The sequence below is a fragment of the Pseudomonas sp. R76 genome, assembly GCF_009834565.1.
GTDB lineage: Bacteria > Pseudomonadota > Gammaproteobacteria > Pseudomonadales > Pseudomonadaceae > Aquipseudomonas.
Genome location: NZ_CP019428.1, coordinates 1,090,143 through 1,114,620 on the forward strand (window position 1 = coordinate 1,090,143; position 24,478 = coordinate 1,114,620).

Sequence of the window (24,478 nt, forward strand, 5' to 3'; positions counted from 1 at the left end):
TAATTAGCGCGTAATCTGCCATAAATTCTAGATTAAACGTTTCAGCAGGCGTATTTTTGCGATGTTCGCCACTGAGTGGCTACTGCCAATTGACCACTCAGTCAGTTATTTTTGAACACCGCCACGCTGATTTATTCAAAACAATACCTAGTGCGTTCCACGCACTAACTAGGAGAACGGCATGCTTGAGCTCACTGTAGAGCAGATTTCCATGGGCCAGAGGGCTGTGGATAAATCTGCTGCCTTGCACCTGCTCGCTGACAAATTGGTGGCCGATGGCCTGGTCGCCGAGGGTTACCTCAGTGGCTTGCAAGCCCGTGAAGCCCAAGGCTCGACCTTTCTCGGCCAAGGTATTGCCATCCCCCACGGCACCCCGGAAACCCGCGACCAAGTCTTTTCTACCGGCGTACGTCTGCTGCAGTTCCCCGAAGGCGTGGACTGGGGCGACGGCCAGATCGTCTACCTGGCCATCGGCATTGCCGCCAAATCCGATGAACACTTGCGCCTGCTGCAACTGCTCACCCGCGCCCTCGGCGAGACCGACCTGGGCCAGGCCCTGCGCCGTGCCGGTTCCGCCGAAGCCTTGCTGAAACTGCTGCAAGGCGCGCCGCAGGAACTGGCGCTGGATGCGCAGATGATCAGCCTTGGTGTGTCTGCCGATGATTTTGAAGAGCTGGTCTGGCGCGGCGCACGCCTGCTGCGCCAGGCCGATTGTGTAAGCAATGGTTTCGCTGCCGTATTGCAGCAAGTCGACGCGCTGCCGCTGGGCGATGGCCTTTGGTGGCTGCACAGCGAGCAGACGGTGAAGCGTCCCGGCCTGGCTTTTGTAACGCCGGACAAACCCATGCGCTACCTCGGCCAGCCCCTCAACGGTTTGTTCTGCCTGGCCAGCCTCGGCGAAGCGCACCAGACCCTGCTGGAGCGCCTGTGCGCATTGCTGATTGAGGGCCGCGGCCAGGAGCTCGGCCGCGCCACCAGCAGCCGTGCCGTGCTTGAAGTGCTCGGCGGTGAACTGCCGCCGGACTGGCCAAGTGCGCGCATCACCCTGGCCAACGCCCATGGGTTACATGCGCGGCCGGCGAAGATCCTTGCGCAATTGGCGAAAAGTTTTGACGGCGATATTCGCGTGCGCATCGTCGATGGCCCGGTGGGCGCCGTGTCGGTAAAAAGCCTGAGCAAGTTGCTGAGCCTCGGCGCGCGGCGTGGCCAGGTGCTGGAATTCGTCGCGGAACCGACGATTGCCGGCGATGCATTGCCAGCTTTATTGGCGGCGGTGGAAGAAGGTCTCGGCGAAGAGGTCGAGCCGCTGCCCACCGTCAGTGCCCAGCCCGCAGCCGTCGACATCGAGCCGGTGATCAGCGCCCCCGCCTCCGGCAGCCAGATCCAGGCCATCGCCGCCGCGCCAGGCATTGCTATCGGCCCGGCGCATATTCAGGTTCAGCAGGTCTTCGATTACCCACTGCGTGGCGAATCCTCAGGCGTTGAACGCCAGCGTCTGCACGCAGCGCTCAGCGATGTACGCGGGGATATCCAAGGCCTGATCGAACGCAGTAAATCCAAAGCCATCCGCGAGATTTTCATCACCCACCAGGAAATGCTCGACGACCCGGAACTGACCGACGAAGTCGACACCCGCCTCAAGCAGGGCGAGAGCGCCGAAGCCGCGTGGATGAGCGTGATCGAAGCCGCCGCCAAGCAGCAGGAGTCGCTGCAGGACGCCTTGCTCGCCGAGCGCGCCGCCGACCTGCGCGACATCGGCCGCCGGGTGCTGGCGCAACTGTGCGGCGTCGACACCGCCGAGGAACCGAGCGAGCCTTACATTCTGGTGATGGACGAAGTCGGCCCTTCCGACGTTGCGCGTCTGGACCCGGCGCGCGTCGCCGGCATCCTCACCGCGCGTGGCGGCGCCACCGCACACAGCGCCATCGTCGCGCGTGCCCTGGGCATTCCGGCGTTGGTGGGCGCAGGTGCAGCAGTGTTGCTGTTGGCCGCCGGCACGCCGTTGTTGCTCGATGGCCAGCGCGGCCGCCTGCACGTCGACCCCGACGCCGCTACCTTGCAGCGCGCCAGCGTCGAGCGCGACACCCGCGAACAACGTCTGCAAGCCGCCTCGGCCCAGCGCCACGAGCCCGCCCTGACCCGTGACGGTCACGCCGTGGAAGTGTTCGCCAATATCGGCGAAAGCGCCGGTGTTGCCGCGGCGGTGGAGCAGGGCGCCGAAGGCATTGGCCTGCTGCGCACCGAGCTGATTTTCATGGCCCACCCGCAGGCGCCGGATGAAGCCACCCAGGAAGCCGAATACCGCCGCGTGCTCGACGGCCTCGGCGGCCGTCCGCTGGTGGTGCGCACCCTCGACGTCGGTGGCGATAAACCGCTGCCGTATTGGCCGATTGCCGAGGAAGAGAACCCCTTCCTCGGCGTGCGCGGTATCCGCCTGACCTTGCAACGCCCGCAGATCATGGAGGCGCAATTGCGTGCGCTGCTGCGCTCGGCGGATAACCGGCCGCTGCGCATCATGTTTCCCATGGTCGGCAGCGTCGATGAATGGCACGCCGCCCGCGATATGACCGAGCGCCTGCGCCTGGAAATCCCGGTGGCCGACTTGCAACTGGGCATCATGATCGAAGTGCCGTCCGCCGCCCTGCTCGCGCCGGTGCTGGCCAAGGAAGTCGACTTTTTCAGCGTCGGCACCAACGACCTGACCCAGTACACCCTGGCCATCGACCGTGGCCATCCGACCTTGTCGGCCCAGGCGGATGGCCTGCACCCAGCCGTGCTGCAACTGATCGACATCACCGTTCGCGCCGCCCATGCCCATGGCAAATGGGTCGGTGTGTGTGGCGAGTTGGCGGCGGACCCGCTGGCGGTGCCGGTGCTGGTCGGCCTGGGTGTGGATGAGTTGAGTGTGTCGGCCCGCAGCATTCCTGAAGTGAAGGCGCGGGTGCGTGAATTCAGTCTGAGCGAGGCCCAGGGCCTGGCGCAAAAGGCCCTTGCGGTGGGTTCGCCCGCGCAAGTGCGAGCCCTAGTGGAGGCCGTGTAAATGGCGCATATTCTGACCCTGACGCTGAACCCGGCGTTGGACCTCACCGTACGCCTGGCGCACTTGGAGCCGGGCGCGGTGAACCGTAGCGAAACCCTGCTGACCCACGCCGCCGGCAAGGGCGTGAACGTGGCACAGGTGTTGGCCGATCTCGGCCATTACGTGAGCGTGGGCGGTTTTCTCGGTGGCGCAAACCCCGAGGCTTTTGAAGCATTGATCGCCAGCCGTGGGTTTGGCGACGCGTTCGTCCGCGTGCCCGGCGAAACCCGCAGCAATATCAAGATTGCCGAACAGGATGGCCGGGTCACCGACATCAACGCGCCGGGGCCGGTGGTGAGCGAGCAGGCGCAAAAACAACTGCTGAAGCTGCTGGCGGTGATCGCGCCTGAATTCGACGTGGTGGTGGTCGCCGGCAGTTTGCCGCGTGGCGTCAGCGTGCAGTGGTTCCAGGCATTGCTGGAGCAACTCAAATCGCTCGGTTTGAAAATCGCCCTCGACACCAGCGGCGAAGCCTTGCGTGCAGGCCTTAAGGTGGGCCCGTGGTTGATCAAACCCAACGCTGAAGAACTCGCCGAAGCCCTGGATTGCCCCACCGATTCCATCGCACAACAGGCCCTGGCTGCCGAGCGCTTGCACGCTCAAGGCGTGGAGCATGTGGTGATCTCCCACGGCGCTGACGGTGTGAACTGGTTCAGCCCGGGCACGGCGTTGCATGCCACGCCGCCCAAAGTCAGCGTCGCCAGTACCGTGGGCGCGGGCGACTCGTTGCTGGCCGGGATGCTCCACGGTTTGCTCAGTGCTGATCTGCCGGAAACCACCCTGCGCCGCGCCACGGCGATTGCCGCGATGGCGGTCACGCAAATTGGCTTCGGTATCAGCGATGACGCGCAGCTGGCGCGTCTCGAAAGCGGCGTTCACGTGCGCGCGCTGACAGAACAATAAGAGGGTTTGTGATGAAGTTAGCCATTGTTACCGCCTGCCCGAACGGCATGGTCACCAGTGTGCTGTGCGCCCGCTTGTTGGACGCCGCCGCGCAACGCCAAGGCTGGAGCACCAGCGTCGAAGTGGTGGACGTGCAGCGCCCGGAACGCCAGTTGTCCCAGGCCACGCTCGATGACGCCGAATGGGTGTTGCTGGTCAGCAGCACACCGGTGGACATGCAGCGGTTTGTCGGCAAGCGCGTGTTCCAGAGCACGCCGGCCCAGGCGCTGGCGGATGTCGAAGCCGTGCTGCGCCTGGGCGCTGAAGAGGCTGCGGTGTATGTAGCGACTGAACAGGCGGTGAAAAACGCCCCGCGTATCGTCGCGATCACGGCCTGCCCGACGGGCGTCGCCCACACCTTCATGGCCGCCGAGGCCTTGCAGCAAACCGCCAAGCGCCTGGGCTATGACTTGCAGGTCGAGACCCAAGGCTCGGTCGGCGCACGCACGCCGTTGAGCCCGCAGGCGATTGCCGAGGCTGACGTGGTGTTACTGGCAGCCGACATTGAAGTCGCCACCGAGCGCTTCGCCGGCAAGAAGATTTACCGCTGCGGCACCGGCATTGCGCTCAAGCAATCCGAAGCCACGCTCAACAAGGCCCTGGCCGAAGGCGCGGTAGAAAGCGCAGCCAGTGGTACGACGGCCAGGAAGTCGGAAAAAACCGGCGTGTACAAACACCTGCTCACTGGCGTGTCGTTCATGTTGCCGATGGTGGTGGCGGGCGGGTTATTGATCGCCTTGTCGTTTGTGTTCGGCATTCACGCCTTTGAAGAAAAAGGCACCTTGGCGGCGGCCCTCAAAACCGTCGGCGACCAGGCCTTTATGCTGATGGTGCCGCTGCTGGCGGGTTATATCGCCTATTCGATTGCTGATCGGCCTGGGCTGGCGCCCGGCATGATCGGCGGGTTGTTGGCGGGTACATTGGGGGCGGGTTTTATCGGCGGCATCCTCGCTGGTTTCCTTGCCGGTTACTGCGTCAAGCTGATCACTCGCGCGGTGAAACTGCCGCAGAGCCTGGAAGCACTCAAGCCGATCCTGATCATTCCGTTGCTGGCGAGTTTGTTCACGGGCCTGGCGATGATCTACCTGGTCGGCCCACCGGTTGCGCGGTTGCTCACCAGCCTCACGGACTTTCTCAGCACCATGGGCACCACCAACGCGGTGCTGCTGGGCATCCTGTTGGGCGGCATGATGTGCGTCGACTTGGGCGGGCCGATCAACAAAGCGGCGTACGCGTTTTCGGTCGGCTTGCTGGCGGCTTCCAGCGGTGCGCCGATGGCCGCGACCATGGCCGCCGGCATGGTGCCGCCGATTGGCATGGGCATCGCCACGTTTCTGGCGCGCCGCAAGTTCGCGCAGACTGAGCGCGAAGCCGGCAAGGCTGCGATGATTCTGGGCCTGTGCTTTATCTCCGAGGGCGCGATTCCGTTTGCGGCCAAAGACCCGCTGCGCGTCATCCCGGCCAGCATCGCCGGTGGTGCGCTGACCGGGGCTTTATCGATGTACTTCGGCTGCAAACTCGCCGCGCCGCATGGTGGCTTGTTTGTGCTGGTGATCCCGAATGCGATGAACCATGCGTTGCTGTACTTGCTGGCGATTGTTGCCGGTAGCCTGTTGACGGGGTTGGTGTATGCGCTGATCAAGCGTCCGGAAGCGGTGGAGTTGGCAGTCACCTCTGCCAAAGCCTGACACAGGGTAAAAAATGTGGGAGCTGGCTTGCCTGCGATAGCATCACCTCGGTGTCATTGGTATACCGAGGTGCCCGCATCGCAGGCAAGCCAGCTCCCACAGTTGATCTCCATTGTCCTTTAGGTCGGTGTCATCTGCGCTTCATCCCGCCATGCTTTAGTTGCCCTTTTGATCCTCAAGAGGGCACCTGCATGAGCCACTTCGATCTCGGCCGTCGCCGTGTGATGCAAGCCGTCGGCGCCGGGCTGTTACTGCCGGGCCTGGCGCCGGCGGTGATCGCCTCGGTCAAGGACCGGCCGCAACTCACCGACGGCGTGCAGTCCGGCGACCTGCTGGGCGACCGCGCGATGATCTGGAGCCGCAGCGACCGCCCGGCAAAAATGGTGGTGGAGTGGGACACTCGCAGCGTATTCAGCAACCCGCGCAAATTCATCTCGCCCCTGGCCGACAGCCGCACCGACTTTACCGCCCGCGTCGAGCTCACCGGGTTGCCGGTCGACCAGGCGATTTTCTACCGCGTGCATTTCGAAGATGCCCAGACCGGCGTCGCCAGCGAGCCATGGTTCGGCCACTTGCGCAGCGTGCCGCAGCAACGGCGCGACATCCGTTTTGTGTGGAGCGGCGATACCGTCGGCCAGGGCTTCGGCATCAACCCGGACATCGGCGGCATGCGCATCTACGAAGCCATGCGCCTGCGCCTGCCGGACTTCTTTATCCACAGCGGCGACACCATCTACGCCGACGGCCCGGTGCCGGCCCAGTTGACCGTTGAAGACGGGCGGATTTGGCGCAACATCACCACCGAGGCCAAGAGCAAAGTCGCCGAAACCCTGGACGAATATCGCGGCAATTACCGCTACAACCTGCTCGATGAAAACGTGCGCCGCTTTAATGCCGAGGTGCCGCAGATCTGGCAGTGGGACGATCACGAAGTGGTGAATAACTGGTCGCCGAGCAAGCAGCTTGATGAGCGTTATCAGATCAAAGACATCAACACCCTGGTCGGCCGTGCGCGCCAGGCCTGGCTGGAATATTCACCGATGCGCCGGCAAAGCGCCGACGGCGGCGGGCGGATTTATCGCAAGCTCAGCTACGGGCCATTGCTGGATGTGTTTGTGCTGGATATGCGCAGCTATCGCGGCCCCAACGATGACAACCTGGGCGGCGAAAAGCCCTTTCTCGGCCGTGAGCAATTGGACTGGCTCAAGCGCGAACTCAAGGCGTCCCAGGCGCAATGGAAAGTGATTGCCGCCGACATGCCCATCGGCCTTGGCGTGCCCGACGGCGAGGTCAGCCCCGGCGTGCCGCGCTGGGAAGCCATCGCCAACAATGACCCTGGCCCGGCGCAAGGCCGCGAATTGGAAATTGCCGAGCTGTTGGGCTTCTTGCGTGCCCAGCAGGTGCGCAACCATGTGTGGCTGACGGCGGATGTGCACTACTGCGCGGCGCATCACTATCACCCGGATCGGGCGGCGTTTCAGGATTTCGAGCCGTTCTGGGAGTTTGTGGCCGGGCCGTTGAATGCCGGGAGTTTCGGGCCTAATCCACTGGATAAGACGTTTGGCCCTGAGGTGGTGTTCGAGAAGGCGCCACCTGCGCAAAACACCTCACCGTTTGCCGGCTTTCAGTTTTTTGGTGAGGTGCAGATTGATGGGCAGACGGCGGAGATGACCGTGATATTGCGCGATTTGGATGGGGTGTCAGTATTCGAGCAGAAACTGCAGCCCGTCTGACCTGAAATGCATTAGACGATCGTTCCCACGCTCTGCGTGGGAACGCCGCTATGGACGCTCTGCGTCCGCTTTTAAAGTCGTGACGCGGAGCGTCACAAGATGCATTCCCACGCAGAGCGTGGGAACGATCAATCAGTAGACGTCGCGGCGATAACGCCCTTGCTCGATCAACCGCTCCACCGCCTCGCTGCCCAGCACCTCGTGCAACACCTGATCCACGCCGGTCGCCATGCCCTGCAAACTGCCGCAGACATAAATCGCCGCGCCTTCCGCCAGCCATCGGCGCAGCACGTCCGCCGACTCGCGCAGGCGATCCTGCACATAGATCTTCTCTTCCTGATCCCGCGAAAACGCCAGGTCCAGCAGGGCCAGATCGCCGCTGGCCAGCCAGCCTTGCAGTTCGTCCTGGCACAGGTAGTCATGGGCGATATTGCGCTCGCCGAACAGCAACCAATTGCGCTGCTGGCCATCGGCAATGCGCGCCTTGAGCAAGCTGCGCAGGCCAGCAAGGCCGGTGCCGTTGCCCAGCAGGATCAGCGGCATCGGCGCGTCCGGCAGGTGGAAGCCGCTGTTGCGGCGCAGGCGCAGGCTGATGCTGGAACCGACGGCGGCGTGTTCCGTCAGCCAGCCCGAACCCAGGCCCAGTCTGCCGTCAGGGTGCCGTTCCTGGCGCACGATCAGCTCCAAAATGCCGTCGCTGGCAATCGAGGCGATGGAATATTCGCGCATGCCCAAAGGCACCAAGGCCTCCACCAGCGCTTGGGCATGCAGGCCCACCAAGTGCGCGCGGTTGTCCGGCAGTTGGCGGGTGGCCAGGGCTTGGTTGAGGGTTTGCGCCAGGCCGTCGATCAGCACGCCATCGCTGCCGGCCAGGCCCAGGCCTTCGAGGAAGTGTTCGATGGCCCAGGAGCAATTACGCGGCAGTACTTCGACCAGGTCACCGGCCAGCCAGCTGTGCGGCGAGGGCGGGGTTAGGCCGAGCAAGTAAATATCTGAACCGACGCTGCCACGGTTGAGCAGGCGGCGCTGGGTCAGGGTCCAGTTTTCATAGTGGGCGCTCTGCCACGCCGCTGCCGGCGCGTGCCCGGTAAGCTCGCCCAGTTGCTGTTGCCAGGTGAGCAAGGCGTCGGTGTCACCGCTGTCGACTTCCACCGGCGCGAACAACGGGTTGCCGCCTTGGTGGGTCAGCCAGAAATGCAGGCGCCGGGCAAAGCCGCAAAAGTGTTGGTATTGGCGATCACCCAGGGCCAGTACCGAGTAGTTCAGACCTTTGAGCGACAGGTCTTGGCCGAGCACACTGCGCTCAAACCAACGGGCGCTGTCGGGGGCTTCACCGTCGCCGAACGTGCTGACCACGAACAGCGCGTTTTCTGATTGGCGCAGGTCGTCCTGGCTGACTGTGCCCAAGCTCTGCACCTTCACCGGCAAGCCGGCGGCTTGTAATTGCCCTGCCGTCTGCCACGCCAGTTGCTCGGCAAAGCCACTCTGGCTGGCGAAACCGATCAGCCAGGCCGGGGCGTCGCCAGGGTTGGCGCCGAGGCCTTTGCGTGCATCGCGTACCTGGCGTTTTTTGCGCCGACGGTCGAGGTACAGCAGCCAGCCGGTGATAAAAAACAGCGGCATGCACAGCGCGCTGACGGTGAGGATGATGCGCCCGATCAGGCCGAAATAACTGCCGGTGTGCAGCGCGTAAATACTGGTCAGCCATTGCGACTTGAGGGTCTTGCTGGCGTAGCGGTCGTGGAAGTTGACCTCGCCGGTGGCCGGGTCGAGGTTGATCTGGTTCAGCGCGCGGTCGTGAGGCGAGGTTTTGAGCAGGTAATAGACAATCGCCGGTTGCCCGGCGACGGCCGGCATGCGGATGTTGTAAGCGCTCAAGCCGGGGCCGGCGTTGGCGTAGATGCTGCTCCAGATGGCGTCGTAATTGGCCACCGGCGCAGGGCCTGCGGGCGGTGGGCCGCGTTTGCGCATGCGCTCGTTGTTCGGGGCGTCGGACAACAGCTTGGTCAGGCCCTGGTTGTACCAATCGTAGGACCACGACAAACCGGTCAACGCCGCGAACAGATAGAACAGCAGGCACCAGGTGCCAAACACCGAGTGCAAATCCCAGTTGAAGCTGCGGCCCTTTTTGCGCCAGTCCAGGGTCAACCAGGCGCGCCAGCTTGCCACTTGGCGCGGCCAGCGCAGGTACAGGCCGGAGAGGCAGAAAAACACCAGGATCAGCGTGCAGGCGCCGGTGATTTGCCGGCCGGTGTCGCCCATGGCCAGGAAGCGATGCAGTTGCAGCACAAAACCGAAGAAGTCCTGGCCGACGGCGTCACCCATGTAGTCGCCGGTGTAGGGGTCGAAGTAGCGCATCTGGCCACGACGCTCGCCGGGCGGTGCGGTGAAGAACACGCGCGCCGCGTTGCCGCTTTCGCTTTCCACCCACAGCATCGACACGGTCTTGCCTTCGGTGGCTTCCAGCTTGCGCACCAACTCCGCAGGCGGCAGCACCCCGGCTTCGCGTTTTTCGACGTGCAGTACCGTGGGGTTGAGTGCGCGCAGAATTTCATCCTGAAACGAGACCGTGGCCCCGGTGATCCCCATCAATGCCAACACCAGCCCGGCGGTAATGCCGAAGAACCAGTGCAACTGGAACAGGGTTTTCTTCAACACGTCGGACGGCCTCGCTGAGCTGGATAGTAGGTCACGGCGCGCATTATGCCGTGGGTTAACGAGAAATATTCTGTTTTACATGTAAATCTCTCGCGCATCCGATGCGTGGGTTTGGGCCGGGCGTTTTTGCGCGCGTCTGTCTGCTGTGTTTTACACAGCGGATAGGAATCAATACCATTGGCGCCTCTCTGATTTCAGGTGACGCCCATGCTGCTGCACATTCCCGGCCTGTTCTCTCGCGAGGAGGTGCTGCGCATTCGCCAAGCCCTGGAAACCACCGAGTGGGCCGACGGTAAAATCACCGCCGGGCACCAGTCCGCCAAAGCCAAACACAACCTGCAATTGCCCGAAGGCCACCCGCTGGCCAAGGAAATCGGCGCGGCGATGCTCGAACGGTTGTGGAAAAATCCCTTGTTCATGTCAGCGGCGCTGCCGCACAAAGTCTTCCCGCCGCTGCTTAATTGCTACACGGCAGGCGGCAGTTTCGACTTCCATATCGATAACGCCGTGCGCCAGGCGCGAGGCAGCCATGAGCGGGTGCGCACTGATCTGTCGTCCACATTGTTTTTCAGCGACCCTGATGAGTACGACGGCGGCGAGCTGGAGATCCAGGACACTTTCGGCCTGCAGCGGGTAAAACTGCCGGCCGGCGACATGGTGCTGTACCCAGGCTCCAGCTTGCATAAGGTTAACGCCGTGACCCGCGGCGCACGTTACGCCTCGTTCTTCTGGACCCAAAGCCTGGTGCGCGAAGACAGCCAGCGCACCTTGCTGTTCGAAATGGACGGCGCGATCCAGCAACTGACCCGAGATGTGCCGGACCACCCGGCGCTGATCCAGCTCACCGGCACCTACCACAACCTGCTGCGCCGCTGGGTTGAGGTCTGACGTGGGCTTTTTATTGCGCCGTGAAGAAGTGCTCAACGTCGAACAATTGCAGTCCATGCTCGACGACTCGCCGGTGCGCGCCGCCCAGGCGATACTGATGGCGGCGAAGGAAGGCGTGATCGACGCCCAGGCCTTGCTCGGGCAAATCCTGCTGGAGGGGCGCGGCATTGCGCGTGATCAAGCGCTGGCTTTGCGCTGGTTCCAGATCGCGGCCCAGGGCGGGCATTTAATTGCGCGCAATATGGCGGGGCGTTGCCTGGAACATGGCTGGGGCTGCAGCGTGGATGAAGCGGCAGCGGCGCGCGAGTTTCGCCTGGCGGCAGAGGCGGGGCTGGATTGGGCGCAATACAAGCCCTGGTAGGCGGGAATTTGAAGTTTTTGCGAACAGCGTATACGGCGCTGGCGGCGGCGGATGATCCGCAGATTCGGGCAATGGCCGACGCTTACCAACAACGCGCTACAGAACTCGATCGTTCCCACGCTCTGCGTGGGAATGCCGGTCTGGACGCTCTGCGTCCGTACTTGAAGGCGTAACGCGGAGCGTCACCGGATGCGTTCCCACGCAGAGCGTGGGAACGATCACTCAGCGTTAAACGTAGTAGGACTTCAATGGTGGGAAGCCATTGAACTCAACCGCGCTGTAGCTGGTGGTGTAGGCACCGGTCGACAACCAGTACAAACGATCACCAATCGCCAGGTTCAGCGGCAGGCCGTACTTGTAGTTTTCGTACATGATATCGGCGCTGTCGCAGGTTGGGCCGGCGATGACCACTTCTTCCATCTCGCCTTTCTTCTCAGTCCAGATCGGGAACTTGATGGCTTCGTCCATGGTTTCGATCAGGCCGGAGAATTTGCCCACATCGGTGTACACCCAACGCTCGACGGCGGTGCGGGATTTACGCGCAACCAATACCACTTCACTGACCAGGATGCCGGCGTTGGCGATCAACGAACGGCCCGGCTCCAGGATGATTTCCGGCAGGTCGTCGCCGAAATCTTCCTTGAGGAAGCGGATGATTTCTTCGGCGTAGGTTTCCAGGCTGTTGGTGCGGGTGATGTAGTTGGCCGGGAAGCCGCCGCCCATGTTGATCAGCTTCAGATGAATGCCGTCTTCTTCCTTCAGGCGCTCGAAGATCACTTTGACCTTGGCGATCGCCGCGTCCCACACGCTGATGTCGCGCTGCTGCGAGCCGACGTGGAAGGAGATGCCGTACGGCACCAGGCCCAGGTCGCGGGCGAGGATCAGCAGGTCCATGGCCATGTCGGTCTGGCAGCCGAATTTGCGCGACAAAGGCCAGTCAGCCGTGGTCGAGCCTTCGGTGAGGATACGCACGTAGACTTTCGAGCCCGGCGCAGCCTTGGCGATGTTGCGCAGGTCGGCTTCGGAGTCGGTGGAGAACAGACGTACGCCCTTCTCATAGAAGTAGCGGATGTCCTTGGATTTCTTGATGGTGTTGCCGTAGCTGATACGGTCGGGGCTGACGCCGCGATCCATGACCTTGTCCAGCTCGTAGATCGAGGCGATGTCGAAGCTCGAACCCTTGTCTTTCAACAGGTCGATGATTTCGACGGCCGGGTTGGCCTTGACTGCGTAATAGACTTTGGCGAATTCGAAACCGGCGCGCAGGTCATCGTAGGCCTGGCTGATCATCGCGGTGTCGATCACCACGAACGGGGTTTCTTGCTTGTCGGCGAACGCCTTCATTTTGTCAAAAGTGGCGCGCGCGAAATAATCTTCGACGTTGATCGACATGCTGGGAACTCCTAAGGGCAAACTGAATTGATCAATGGGTGCAAATGAACGTCCTCCGTATCCCCACTTTGGTTCGCCTACTTCCCAAGGCATGTCGCCGAAAGCAAAAAGGCCATGGGAATAGACGCTTCCCTTGGCCTTGCTGTCTCGTCGTCAGTACTTGAGCCGGATGGATCGTTTCCAGCATGGACGTTCGGCGCGAACTTTAGGACGTGAGGGGCCATAGATCAACTAAAAATGTCGCGTTTTTGCACGCGTTCGTCGCGGAGCCGCGTGCAGCTACTTATGTAACCGACCGGTGTGACGGATTGATGTTCCCCGGATGGGGCAAATCAGGAGGATTTGTGGTGCCTTCATCGCGGGCAAGCCCGGCTCCCACAGGGGAATGCATTCCAACAGATGAATGCAATTCAATGTGGGAGCCGGGCTTGCCCGCGATAGCGGTCTATCAGGCCAGCGCGGTTTCGGCAGGCGAAACGATGCTGGTCTTGCCGCCACGCGACTTACCGGAGCTCAGGTACTCGGCAATCGACTCCTGGGTCACTTCACCCAGGAACACCCGCTCAGCGTCCATCACCGGCAACCACGAACGGTTGAACTCGTACATGCGCGACAGCAGGATGCGCAAGTGCTCGTCGTACGCCGCCGTGGCGTTAAATTCGCGCAAGTACTGGCCGCAAGTCCCGGTCTGACGGTGCAGGTCGCGGCGTCGTACATAACCCAGCGCCTTATTCTCGGCGCAGGTGACCACCACGTAACGACGGTCGGTTTCGTCCATCAGCTCCAGCGCCTCGGCCACCGGGGTTTCCGGGCTCACCGACGGGGCGTTGTCTGCGGCGTCTTCGGCTTTCACCAGCAGCAGGCGCTTGAGGGTGCTGTCCTGGCCGACGAAGTTGCTCACAAATTCATCCGCCGGATGCGCCAGCAGCGTGTCCGGGTGGTCAATCTGCAGCAGTTTGCCGGCGCGGAAGATGGCGATTTTGTCGCCCAGCTTGATGGCTTCGTCGATGTCGTGGCTGACCATGATCACGGTCTTGTTCAGCGCGCGCTGCATCTCGAAGAACTCGTTCTGGATCATCTCGCGGTTGATCGGGTCGACTGCGCCGAACGGTTCGTCCATCAGCAACAGCGGCGCATCGGCGGCCAGCGCGCGAATCACACCGATCCGCTGCTGCTGGCCACCCGACAGTTCACGCGGGTAGCGATGCAGGTATTGCTTGGGTTCCAGCTTGATCATGCTCATCAACTCGCGGGCGCGGTCGTGGCATTTCTGTTTGTCCCAACCGAGCAGCTTGGGCACCACCACGATGTTTTCCTCGATGGTCATGTTCGGGAACAGACCAATCTGCTGGATCACATAACCGATGTTGCGACGCAGGGTCACCTCATCCAGGTCGGTGGTGTCTTCGCCGTTGATCAGGATCTTGCCCGAGGTGGGCTTGATCAGGCGGTTGATCATTTTCAGCGTGGTGCTCTTGCCGCAACCCGATGGGCCGAGGAATACGCAAATCTCGCCTTCGTTGACGGTCAGGCTTACGTCGTTCACGGCGGAGACAGTTTTGCCGTTGCTTTGAAAAGTCTTGGTCAGGTTTTGAAGTTCGATCATTTGAGCAGTCCTTTTGGAGTCAGCGAGCGTTGCAGCCATTGCAGAAGCAGGTCGGCGAAGATGGCCAGGAGACTGACCAGCACGGCGCCGACGATCAGCATCGACATGTCGCTGCGGCTGATGGAAGCCAGAATAAGTACACCCAGGCCACCGGCGCCGATGGTGGCGGCGATGGTCATCACACCAATGTTCATCACCACGGCGGTGCGCACACCGGCGAGGATCACCGGTACGGCGATGGGCAGCTCGACCATGCGCAGGCGCTGGCCGAAGGTCATGCCGATGCCTTTGGCGGCTTCGCGAATGCCCGGTTCCACGCCGGTGAGGGCGAGGTAGGTGTTACGCATGATCGGCAGCAGGGAGTAGAGGAACACCGCGGTAATCGCCGGCATCGGCCCCAGGCCCTGGCCGAACTTGGAGTAGAACGGCAGCAGCAGGCCAAACAGCGCGATGGACGGCACGGTCAGCAGCACCGTGGCGCTGGCTTGCAGCGGGCCGGCGAGCGTCGGGAAGCGCGTCATCAGCACGCCCAGGGGCACACCGACGACGATTGCCAGGATGACTGCAATGCCGACCAGGGTGATGTGCTGCCAGGTCAGGTGCAGGACTTGTGCCCAATCAAGATGGGAAAAGGCGTTCAGAAATTCCATGTCTTCTCCTCTTATGGGTTGATCGGATGTTGGCGCAGGAAATCTGCGGCCACGGCGGACGGGCTTTCATGGTCGACGTCGACCCGCGCATTCAGCTGGCGCATGGTTGCATCGTCGAACAGCGCGGCCAGAGGCTTGAGGTCCGCTTCCAGCTGCGGGTGAGCATCCAGATAAACCTGGCGCACCACGGGCGCGGCGGTGTAGTCCGGGAAATAATGCTTGTCGTCTTCCAGCAGCTTCAATTTGAAGGCGTTCAAGCGACCGTCGGTGGTGTAGACCAAGCCTGCGAACACCTGGCCATTACGCAGCGCGGTGTAGACCAGGCCGGCGTCCATCTGCCGAGTGTTTTTGCGCGTGAGGTTCATGTCGTACAGCTTGACCATGCCAGCCATGCCGTCGGAACGGTTGGCGAACTCGGTGTCCAGGGCCACCAGGCGGGTGCCTTTGGTTTTTTCCGCCAGGGCTAGGGTCAGGTCGCTGATGCTGTTGATCTGCGGGAATTCCTTGGCCACGTTCTCCGGCAATGCCAGCGCGTAGGTGTTGCTGAATTTCGACGGGGAGAGCCAGACCAGGCCTTTTTTCGCGTCGAGTTCTTTAACTCGGGCGTAGGACTGTTCACTGTCGAGCTTCTCGTCGACGTGGTTGTAGGCCACCAGCGACACACCGGTGTATTCCCAGATCAGGTCCAGTTGCCCGCTTTCCTGGGCACTGCGCGCCAGGTTGCTGCCCAGGCCGCCGGTCACACGGGTGTCGTAACCCTTGGCGCGCAGGTACTGGGAAGTGATTTCGGCGAGCAGGGTCTGTTCGGTGAACACCCGGGCGCCGATGCGGATGACCGGTTTTTCGGCGGCTTGCGCAATGCCTGCAAACAGCAGGACGCAGCTCAATATCAACGTCAGTTTTTTCATGTGATTTCCTTTGCCAAGCCTTAAGACGGACGCAACCCGCGTTCCAGCCAGAGGCGGCTGGCCATGGTCACCAGACCGTCGAGCAGCAATGCCAGCAACGCGGTGCACGCGGCGCCGAGCAGCAATTGCGGCTGATTGTTCAGGGCGATGCCGGGGAAAATCAGGCTGCCCAGGCTGTTGGCGCCAATCAGGAACGCCAGCGGTGCGGTGCCGACGTTGATCGCCAGGGCCACGCGCACGCCGCCGATGATGATCGGCACGGCGTTGGGCAATTCCACGCGAAACAGCACCTGGCGTGGCGTCATGCCGATGCCGGTGGCGGCTTCTTTCAGCGAGCCTTGTACGTTTTTGAGGCCTTCGTAGGTGTTGCGCACGATGGGCAGCAACGAGGCGAGGAACAACGCGAAGATGGCCGGGCCACTGCCGATGCCGAGGACGCCGAGGGCGATGGCCAGTACGGCCAGGGGAGGGACGGTGTTGCCGATGTTGAATATTTGCATGAAGCGTTCTGCGCGCCCGACCATGTTCGGTCGGCTGAGCAGGATACCGGCGGGGATGCCTACAACAAGGGCGGCCAGCATGGAGACTAGAACGAGGATCAGGTGTGCTTGCAGGTAAAACAACAAATCGTCGCGGTACAGTTCGATCGTGTTGATGCCGATCCAGTGGACCAGCAGGGCCAGGAGAGCGACGACAACCGCTCCTCCTATCAGCCCTTTGCCATAGCGAATAGCCACAGGCGGACTCCTTTTTTTCTTTTGTCGGCGAACACATTTCCGAGCGGCAATGCCATTCCTGGCTGTCGGCAAATATGGTCGCGAAATGCAGCTTGTCGATACCGGCAACGCGGTATGCGATCAAGCCATGAGCGCAGCCTCGTCAGGCTAACTTGCTGATTTATCAGCCCCTGTTCCGAGTGCGGTAGCAGGGGAGTGGACGTCTCGACCTTTTAAAAGGTTCCACACTTGGCAGCATTTAGCCACCCCCAATCGGGTGAACGGTGGTCTGGCTCCCTGGGTTTGCGCTATACTCGCCGCCCTTTTTTGACTCACCTGCCAGGCGATTTCCCATGACCCACCAGGCCGCCGAAGTCGCGAAACGCCGCACTTTCGCCATTATTTCCCACCCCGATGCCGGTAAAACCACCATCACCGAGAAGCTCCTGCTGATGGGCAAGGCAATCGCTGTGGCCGGCACGGTGAAATCCCGCAAATCCGACCGCCATGCCACCTCCGACTGGATGGAAATGGAAAAACAACGGGGTATTTCCATTACCACGTCGGTCATGCAGTTCCCGTATCGCGACCACATGGTCAACCTGCTCGACACCCCAGGTCACGAGGACTTCTCCGAAGATACCTACCGCACCCTGACTGCGGTGGACTCGGCCCTGATGGTCCTCGACGGCGGTAAAGGCGTTGAGCCACGCACCATCGCGTTGATGGACGTGTGCCGCCTGCGCGACACGCCCATCGTCAGCTTCATCAACAAACTCGACCGCGATATCCGCGACCCCATCGAGCTGCTGGATGAAATCGAAGCGGTCCTGAAGATCAAGGCTGCGCCGATCACTTGGCCAATCGGTTGCTACCGCGACTTCAAGGGCGTGTACCACCTGGCCGACGACTACATCATTGTCTACACCGCCGGTCACGGCCACGAGCGTACCGACGTCAAGATCATCGAGAAGCTCGATTCCGACGAAGCCCGCGCCCACCTGGGTGACGAGTACGACCGTTTCGTCGATCAGCTGGAGCTGGTGCAGGGCGCCTGCCACGAGTTCAACCAGCAGGAATTCCTCGACGGCCAGCTGACGCCGGTGTTCTTCGGTACTGCGCTGGGCAACTTCGGTGTCGACCACGTACTCGACGCCGTCGTGAACTGGGCGCCGAAGCCGCTGGCCCGCGTCGCCAACGAGCGTACGGTAGAACCGGTCGAAGAGAAATTCACCGGTTTCGTGTTCAAGATCCAGGCAAACATGGACCCTAAACACCGTGACCGTATCGCCTTCATGCGTATCTGCTCTGGCAAATATGAAAAAGGCATGAAGATGCGCCACGTGCGCACCGGCAAGGACGTGCGCATCGGCGACGCCCTGACGTTCTTCTCCTCTGAGCGTGAACAGCTTGAAGAAGCCTACGCCGGCGACATCATCGGCCTGCACAACCACGGCACCATCCAGATCGGTGACACCTTCACCGAAGGCGAAGTGCTGGGCTTTACCGGTATCCCGCACTTCGCCCCGGAACTGTTCCGCCGCGTGCGCCTGCGTGACCCGCTCAAGTCCAAGCAACTGCGCCAAGGCCTGCAGCAATTGGCGGAAGAGGGCGCCACCCAGGTGTTCTTCCCCGAGCGCAGCAACGACATCATCCTCGGCGCCGTCGGTGTGCTGCAGTTCGACGTGGTCGCCAGCCGCTTGAAAGAGGAATACAAGGTCGAATGCTCCTACGAGCCGATCACCGTGTACTCCGCGCGCTGGATCGATTGTGCCGATAAGAAGAAGCTGGAAGAGTTCTCCAACAAGGCCGTGGAAAACCTCGCGGTGGACGGCGGCGGTCACCTGACCTACCTGGCGCCGACGCGGGTGAACCTGGCATTGATGGAAGAGCGCTGGCCGGATGTGAAATTCCGCGCGACCCGTGAACATCATTAAGGTCTGAGCGGTATAAAAAGGGCGAAGCTGTGATGGCTTCGCCCTTTTTTGTGGGCGTGTTCCGTCCTGAATAAGGTTTACACCTTCTGACCCATTCTCAGGAGGGAGTAATGAATACGGGAGAAAGGCGCAGTCAGCGTGATTACACGCTGACCTTTAAATTGTCGGTCGTCGACCAGGTCGAAAAAGGCGAGTTGAGTTATAAAGAGGCTCAAGAGCGCTATGGCATTCAGGGTAAAACGACCGTACTGAATTGGTTACGCAGGCATGGTCGGCAGGACTGGAGTCAAGGCGCGTCCATTCGCTCCAAGAGACCCCGATCCATGGATGAGCCCGATAAACCGCTGACACCCGAACAGCGAATCAAAGAGCTTGAAGAAAAGCTTGCCCAAGCCAACCAGAAAGCTCAGTTTTTCGAAGCCGTCGTTGATGTTTTGAAGAACGACTTCGGTGTTTCTGTCGTAAAAAAGCGATCCGGCAAGTCCTCTCCCAGGGGCAGATCCAAGACCTGAGCATTAGTCGGGCTTGCCAGTTCATGGGGATTTCCCGTCAGGCTTATTACAAGCGCAACCGGGCGTGTGATGCCCGGGCCCGTCATGCCCAGGAAGTGATGGGGTTCGTGAGGGAAAAGCGACTTCGGCAACCGCGCATTGGCACCCGAAAACTTCACAATCTAATGCGCACTGAGCCAGAAGTGTCCGTAAAGGTTGGTCGAGACCGTTTATTCGATATCTTGCGAGATCGGCGCGAACTGGTTCCCCGCAGACGGGCCTATCACAAAACAACAGACAGCCATCATCGCTTTCGCCGTCATCCAAACCTGCTCAAAGATGGGCCGATTCAGGTAATCGCCAAGGCGCCAGAGCAAGTATGGGTTGCGGACATCACCTACTTACCAACGCAAACGGGTGTGGCTTATCTGAGTTTGATCACCGATGCGTACTCTCGAAAAATCGTGGGGCACCATATCCATGAAAGCTTGCACACCGAATCGGTGATCCAGGCGTTCAAAAAAGCCCTCAAGCAGCGGACAACGGAACAACGCCTGGTGCATTACTCGGACAGAGGTGTCCAATACTGCTCCGAGCTTTATCAGCGGCTGCATGCCAAATACGGCATCACCTGCTCAATGACCGATGGCTACGACTGCTACCAAAATGCATTGGCTGAACGTGTGAATGGGATTTTGAAAAACGAGTTATTGCTGCATCGCCCCAAAGATTTTGCAGAGGCCATCCGGATGGTGGACGAGTCGGTGCAGATCTATAACAACGAGCGGCCTCATCTGTCGCTGAAATACAAAACGCCCGATGCGGTGCATCGGGCGTTTTAAGGCTAAAACAGGTGTAAACCTATTTCAGGACTAGACAGCGTATACCGCCGACTATTGTGGGAGCTGGCTTGCCTGCGATTGCGGTGGGCCAGTCACTGATAGGTTGGCTGACGGGCCGCTATCGCAGGCAAGCCAGCTCCCACATGTTGATCTTCATCCGCCTGGGAAATTGGCGCTAACCCAGCATCCGGTCTAGCGTTTCGAATAGTTCACCCTTTCACCGACGGAATAGGAGGCCACCGTGCGTATAACTCAACGTGCCAGCCATTTGCTGCTGGGGGCACTGGCGTTGTCCATCGCCATGGCGCATACGTTGGCGCTGGCTGACACCGGCACGCCCCAATGGAAAGACACCGGTCCGGTCACCAAAAAGAAACAGAACGAGGTCAACTCCGGCAGTTGGCAACCCCAAGCCCAACCCGCGCCCAAGGAGGATGCGGAAAACCCCTATAACGAAGGGGAAGACAGTGAAACCTATGACGACGGTGACACCTGAGGCCTGGCGCAAACCTGGCATTGGGACTAGCTTCTAACCTGGCGACGGTAAACCGCTGTCGTGCAGGATTCATCTACTGACTGGACGGAAATCGACCATGAGTATTTTTCAACGTGTAGTGCTGTTGATAAAAGTGCTGGTGCTGTTGTCGCTGGGAATGTCGACGGCCTGGGCGCATAACCCGGTGCAGGGCAGCCAGGTGGGCTTTTCTGCGGTGCAGACGGCGCAGGGCAAAGGGTTGCAGTTGGCCAAGTCTGAATCCGAAGCGGGTGACGAAGACCAGGGCGGCTCCAAGGATGATGACGACCAGCAAGCTCCGCCGGATGACGATGACTCCCCTGAAGGCGACAGCGATACCTGAGTCGCGCTAAAAAAAGCCCCTCCCGTCAGGGCATGCGTCACCTGATGGGAAGGGCTTTTGAAAACCAAACTCACCCCACGCGTAAATCAACCGATTTCTTTAAAATAATCGTGGCTAGTGATGTGCTCTATAGAAAGACCTTGTTCTGGTGTGTAGCTGGTACTTCGAACGGTAGAGAACCCTGTTCCCTTATCACCCAAGCTAATAGTGCGGTCTTCCCCTGTTTTTGTGCTGATGGTGTAAACCGTGTTGCGCATCGTCATATAGCTCGCTGAGTCATTCTTTATTTTTTCGAGCAGGCTGTTTATCTGGGCTGGCGTCAGATTGAGTGTTTTTTCCAGGCCAACACCCCAGCGAGCCAAGCATGTTTCGGCATAGTGTCGAACGATCTGCCCCGGCTCAGGAAGAATTTTCGAACCCTTGTTACCATTGGCAGCCGCATTACCCACCAGAGTTGCGTGTCGCCCGGGCAGTGGGTAAATATGGATTTTAGTGCCGCTGGAAAACAGGGGCACAACGCAGTCAAAGCCAGCTGATCGCTCGTCGCGCGCATAAAAACCTATATATTCTTTTACGTTGCTCCCGAGTTCGACTCTGTTCTTTTGGAAGTTAAAAGCGCCCGGTACTGGGTCAATCGCGAAGATGTTGACCGGCACGCCAGAAAGTTCACTGTCTTCGAGCATGGCGTTCGCCAACATATGGCAACTAACCCCTCCGCGGCTCCACCCTACTAAATTGACCTGAGTTGGAATAATGCCGTCCGATCGAAAGGTCTTTATAATCTGTTCTTGAAGCTGTTGCGGCGTAACCTGACGTGTACCATATTCATATTTGCGCCAGAACCAGCAGCCTGTTGTATTAACGTCTTCGATGGGGATGCCAGCATTCTCCAGTTGTTTATAGTTTTCTGCAGTTAATTTTTCTCGTTGCCAGGTGAACTTGCCTTTTATCATATTGACAGCGTGCGCGACGTTTTCCTTCCAGCCATCTCCGAATAGCACTCCCTTCGTTTGATAATAGCCGCCAGGCTTTGTGAACATTTCGTCTGCTTGTAAGTTTCCACTGCCAGGCCCGTCCACGATGATCCAACTGGCGAATTCATTGTTTTGGCTTCGAGTGTTCTGAGCCAGTGTGGAAACCAGTTCGCCATTCCAGTAATTATTATTGCTGTCATCGAATTTGTTAGAGCCAGTGCCGCAAAAGTATACAGTAAAGGTGGTCATATATTTTGCCGATAAGTTTATGGAATTGAATACTTATGGAATCCTAAAGTCCGCGCTCAGGCTACTGTGAGAACTAACAGGTATTGATATTTTTTGTGAATATTGAATTGATTTTTTATGCCGTTTTTCATTCGGTAGCATCGGTATGGGTTTTATAAAAAAAAACGGTTTTTTTTGGGGGACTCAGGTTATTTACCGGGGGCAACATTTCGTTATCGGCCATTTTTCCTCGGTAAGCTACCTGTCAGATTTGACAGTAGACGCTGGGTGCAGCGGCGTTTATACCTATGAGTCCCCGGGCGTTGTACAGCCTTCAGGTTGTTAGACTAACTATTTTGTGAGGTTGAGATGAGTGCTGGACAAGAAAAAATCATATTTACAGCCACGGAAGTGGCGAGCCTGAAGTCATATGTGTCAATGGCACAAGACCTCCCCACCGAAGTCGATGTTATTGAGGGGCGCTACAACACAAAAAAGCTTAATGAAAAGGGCCTGAGCGCTTCTGATATGAGTGAGCTGTTTAAGATCATTCAAAGAAATGCAAACGGTTGGCCTTCAATTCAAACAGACTTAATCGCATTGATGGGAAAGTTATTAGAGTTTGCGGAGTTGTTTAAAATAAGCGGCCAGGGAACAATCGATATATTGGAATCAATCCCGGGATATAAAGAGTTCAATGCACAAGTTTCTGGGTTGTCGCAGGAGCAAATAAACAGTCTTCCATTGAACTCAATGAGAGAGGGGTATGATCCTGACTTAAACAAAGTTGAAGATATCTATAATGATTTGGGGATTGAAGTAAAAAAGCGTCGGGATGAGATTGAAGGCATAGAGGCTCGAGTCTCAGCGTATAAGCGTGAGTTGAGTGATGAGGTGCTGGTCGCTGTAACAGCCAAGCTGAATCTCGTCGGTAGCGATCCGCTTGATAGGGAAATTGCGGAGCTTAATAAAGAAATTGAAAAAGAAAACCTTGCGGTCGCCGAGAATCAGAAGATCTTAGATCAGATGCGAAGTATGAGTCTTTGGCCGGAGTTTACACAAATTTATATTGTGAGGCCTGCTGTGAGTTCGGCGAAAAAAAAGAGAGATCAACTGTTAATTAAGTTGGGCGAGCGGAATGAAATTAAATCGATTTTAGAAAGCATAAAAATTTTACTAACAGGAATGGAGGTAATTATTGCTGCTGCGCTCGATGCGGTGAGGAAGATAGAGAGTATCTGGACCTTGACGTTAGATTTTGCCAGGTCTTCCGTGTTGAAAATAACGAATGCAACAAAGATGACAAAAATAAATTCATTGGTGAGCATGCAAAAAGGCGCGCTTAACGATTGGCGGATTGTTCAAGATTATATGCAGTCCCTGAAGAGTGCGTTTGAGAGTTGACTTTGTTGAATGTTATTCAAACGATGCATGATGGAGGCTATGATGACTAATACGACGGCTGCATCAATTCCAGTGGTAACGAAGAACGATGTAGAAAGCATTCGGCGTTACGTTACGAAGGGTAAGTCTTTACCGACAGATATTAATAGCATAAATAATTTATTGAAAGTTTCCACTACAAATATTCCAGGTCTTGAGCCAAGCGATATCAGGGTGTTATATGAAGATATTAGCGCCAGTGCCTATGCTTGGAATAGCGTTGAAGTCGCTATGAAAAAAGTGGCCGGCGCGCTGTCAACTTTTGCAGAAGATATAAAGCTCTATGGAGACGAGCTGGTGAGTACGATTGTCACCATGCCCGGATATATTGACTATATGGGCAAGGTCGCTGATATCAGTGATGAGGATATCAGTGCCCTTCCTCCGGTCTATATGACTGATGGCGACGGGCAAAGGGTTACCAGTATCCATGATTTTCTGGAATATTTGAAAACCTCAATTGAGGCTAAGCAATTAAATACCCAGGGTGTTATTAACATCATTATGGCTTTCAGAAAACGACTGGAAGAGATAAAGCCCAACGTGGGGGCGGCGCTTAAGTTAGCATCCAAAGATGAATTGAACGCTGAAATTACAGCGTTGCAAGCAAAAATCGATGATGTAGAGTTGAGAATTGATAATAAAAAACAAGAATATGGTTGGGGAGGGGTGTGGGATTATTTAACTCTTGTGAATGTGTATTCAATTATTGGATATCAGGTTCAGAAAGCAAAGGATCAAGCGTCTGAGCTGGAACCATTACGCAACAATAAGCGGGAACTTATCCGGCAGATGGATGCTAGAAACGCGCTAATTGGGCCGCTTCACGCCGTGTCCACTGAGCTCAACACGCTGTTTGATTATGTGTTGAGTGCACAGAACACGGTGTCTCAGCTTGAAAGTATCTGGCGCGGATTGATTGAGTATATCGAGTCCTCTAAGCAAAGTATCAATAAGGTCAGCCAATACACTGTGTTGCGCACCTTTGTCATAAAAATCCAATCCACGATTAAAAGTTGGGAAAAGATTAAAGAAAGTGCAAGTGTGTTGGTGGTGGCTTTGAGTTGAACTTGATTGATATTTAC

General features: G+C 58.5%; 18 protein-coding genes and 1 pseudogene. 12 read left to right on the top strand and 7 right to left on the bottom strand.

All coding sequences use genetic code 11. From position 1 onward, the window contains the following. Window positions 1-181 precede the first annotated feature (181 nt). The 4 genes from ptsP (at window position 182) to PspR76_RS04845 (ending at window position 7,442) form a co-directional block, all read left to right on the top strand. Entirely contained in the window at window positions 182-3,040 is a 2,859-nt protein-coding gene (gene ptsP / locus PspR76_RS04830; protein WP_159954198.1) for a phosphoenolpyruvate--protein phosphotransferase, read from the top strand. Continuing rightward, complete coding sequence (gene pfkB / locus PspR76_RS04835; RefSeq protein WP_159954199.1) at window positions 3,041-3,982, top strand: 1-phosphofructokinase; 942 nt, start codon at window positions 3,041-3,043, stop codon at window positions 3,980-3,982. A gap of 11 nt (window positions 3,983-3,993) precedes the next feature. Then, on the top strand, window positions 3,994-5,709 hold the full coding sequence (locus PspR76_RS04840; protein WP_159954200.1) for a PTS fructose-like transporter subunit IIB: 1,716 nt from the start codon (window positions 3,994-3,996) through the stop codon (window positions 5,707-5,709). A gap of 191 nt (window positions 5,710-5,900) precedes the next feature. Then, window positions 5,901-7,442 carry an alkaline phosphatase D family protein gene (locus tag PspR76_RS04845; protein WP_159954201.1) on the top strand — a complete coding sequence of 514 codons (1,542 nt, stop codon included), beginning with the start codon at window positions 5,901-5,903 and terminating at the stop codon, window positions 7,440-7,442. A 132-nt stretch (window positions 7,443-7,574) separates the two neighbouring features. Here the strand turns inward: PspR76_RS04845 and PspR76_RS04850 are convergent, their stop codons facing one another. Continuing rightward, window positions 7,575-10,100 carry a PepSY domain-containing protein gene (locus PspR76_RS04850; protein ID WP_159954202.1) on the bottom strand — a complete coding sequence of 842 codons (2,526 nt, stop codon included), beginning with the start codon at window positions 10,098-10,100 and terminating at the stop codon, window positions 7,575-7,577. A 207-nt stretch (window positions 10,101-10,307) separates the two neighbouring features. Here PspR76_RS04850 and PspR76_RS04855 point away from each other — a divergent pair, with 207 nt between their 5' ends. Then, window positions 10,308-10,988, top strand: a complete 681-nt coding sequence (locus tag PspR76_RS04855; RefSeq protein WP_159954203.1) for a Fe2+-dependent dioxygenase — start codon at window positions 10,308-10,310, stop codon at window positions 10,986-10,988. Window position 10,989: 1 nt separating this feature from the next. Continuing rightward, window positions 10,990-11,522: pseudogene (locus tag PspR76_RS04860) on the top strand (tetratricopeptide repeat protein). 55 nt (window positions 11,523-11,577) lie between these two features. Here PspR76_RS04860 and PspR76_RS04865 read toward each other — a convergent pair. The 5 genes from PspR76_RS04865 to PspR76_RS04885 all read right to left on the bottom strand — a co-directional run bounded on the left by PspR76_RS04865 (window position 11,578) and on the right by PspR76_RS04885 (window position 16,642). Continuing rightward, window positions 11,578-12,741 (bottom strand): type III PLP-dependent enzyme, encoded by a 1,164-nt coding sequence (locus PspR76_RS04865; RefSeq protein WP_053254366.1) that lies wholly within the window; start codon window positions 12,739-12,741, stop codon window positions 11,578-11,580. Window positions 12,742-13,189: 448 nt separating this feature from the next. Then, complete coding sequence (locus PspR76_RS04870; RefSeq protein ID WP_053131666.1) at window positions 13,190-14,347, bottom strand: osmoprotectant ABC transporter ATP-binding protein OsmV; 1,158 nt, start codon at window positions 14,345-14,347, stop codon at window positions 13,190-13,192. Further along, window positions 14,344-14,997, bottom strand: coding sequence for an ABC transporter permease (locus tag PspR76_RS04875; RefSeq protein ID WP_027604864.1), 654 nt, complete (start codon window positions 14,995-14,997; stop codon window positions 14,344-14,346). The genes PspR76_RS04870 and PspR76_RS04875 overlap by 4 nt, the downstream gene beginning before the upstream one ends. Window positions 14,998-15,008: 11 nt before the next feature. Further along, window positions 15,009-15,905 carry a glycine betaine ABC transporter substrate-binding protein gene (locus PspR76_RS04880; RefSeq protein WP_159954204.1) on the bottom strand — a complete coding sequence of 299 codons (897 nt, stop codon included), beginning with the start codon at window positions 15,903-15,905 and terminating at the stop codon, window positions 15,009-15,011. Between the two features lie 20 nt (window positions 15,906-15,925). Next, a complete protein-coding gene (locus PspR76_RS04885) occupies window positions 15,926-16,642 on the bottom strand; it encodes an ABC transporter permease (RefSeq protein WP_025856261.1) in 717 nt (238 codons plus the stop codon). Window positions 16,643-16,974: 332 nt separating this feature from the next. On the opposite strand from PspR76_RS04885, the gene PspR76_RS04890 reads away from it, so the two are divergent. The 4 genes from PspR76_RS04890 to PspR76_RS04905 all read left to right on the top strand — a co-directional run bounded on the left by PspR76_RS04890 (window position 16,975) and on the right by PspR76_RS04905 (window position 20,748). Beyond that, window positions 16,975-18,558 (top strand): peptide chain release factor 3, encoded by a 1,584-nt coding sequence (locus tag PspR76_RS04890; RefSeq protein ID WP_159954205.1) that lies wholly within the window; start codon window positions 16,975-16,977, stop codon window positions 18,556-18,558. Between the two features lie 110 nt (window positions 18,559-18,668). Then, a protein-coding gene (locus PspR76_RS04895; RefSeq protein WP_159954206.1) for an IS3 family transposase occupies window positions 18,669-19,891 on the top strand; the annotation gives its coding sequence in 2 pieces (ribosomal slippage) (window positions 18,669-19,020 and window positions 19,020-19,891; 1,224 coding nt in all). Window positions 19,892-20,132: 241 nt separating this feature from the next. Then, window positions 20,133-20,387 (top strand): hypothetical protein, encoded by a 255-nt coding sequence (locus PspR76_RS04900; RefSeq protein WP_159954207.1) that lies wholly within the window; start codon window positions 20,133-20,135, stop codon window positions 20,385-20,387. Between the two features lie 97 nt (window positions 20,388-20,484). Next, a complete protein-coding gene (locus PspR76_RS04905; protein WP_159954208.1) occupies window positions 20,485-20,748 on the top strand; it encodes a hypothetical protein in 264 nt (87 codons plus the stop codon). Window positions 20,749-20,834: 86 nt separating this feature from the next. Here the strand turns inward: PspR76_RS04905 and PspR76_RS04910 are convergent, their stop codons facing one another. Next, window positions 20,835-21,971 (bottom strand): hypothetical protein, encoded by a 1,137-nt coding sequence (locus tag PspR76_RS04910; RefSeq protein ID WP_159954209.1) that lies wholly within the window; start codon window positions 21,969-21,971, stop codon window positions 20,835-20,837. A 348-nt stretch (window positions 21,972-22,319) separates the two neighbouring features. Between PspR76_RS04910 and PspR76_RS04915 the strand changes: the two genes are divergently transcribed. Both PspR76_RS04915 and PspR76_RS04920 read left to right on the top strand, forming a co-directional pair. Beyond that, window positions 22,320-23,354: a hypothetical protein gene (locus PspR76_RS04915; RefSeq protein ID WP_159954210.1), complete on the top strand. Its 1,035-nt coding sequence runs from the start codon at window positions 22,320-22,322 to the stop codon at window positions 23,352-23,354. Window positions 23,355-23,396: 42 nt separating this feature from the next. Then, window positions 23,397-24,461: an alpha-xenorhabdolysin family binary toxin subunit A gene (locus PspR76_RS04920; protein ID WP_159954211.1), complete on the top strand. Its 1,065-nt coding sequence runs from the start codon at window positions 23,397-23,399 to the stop codon at window positions 24,459-24,461. The last annotated feature ends 17 nt before the right edge of the window (window positions 24,462-24,478 follow it).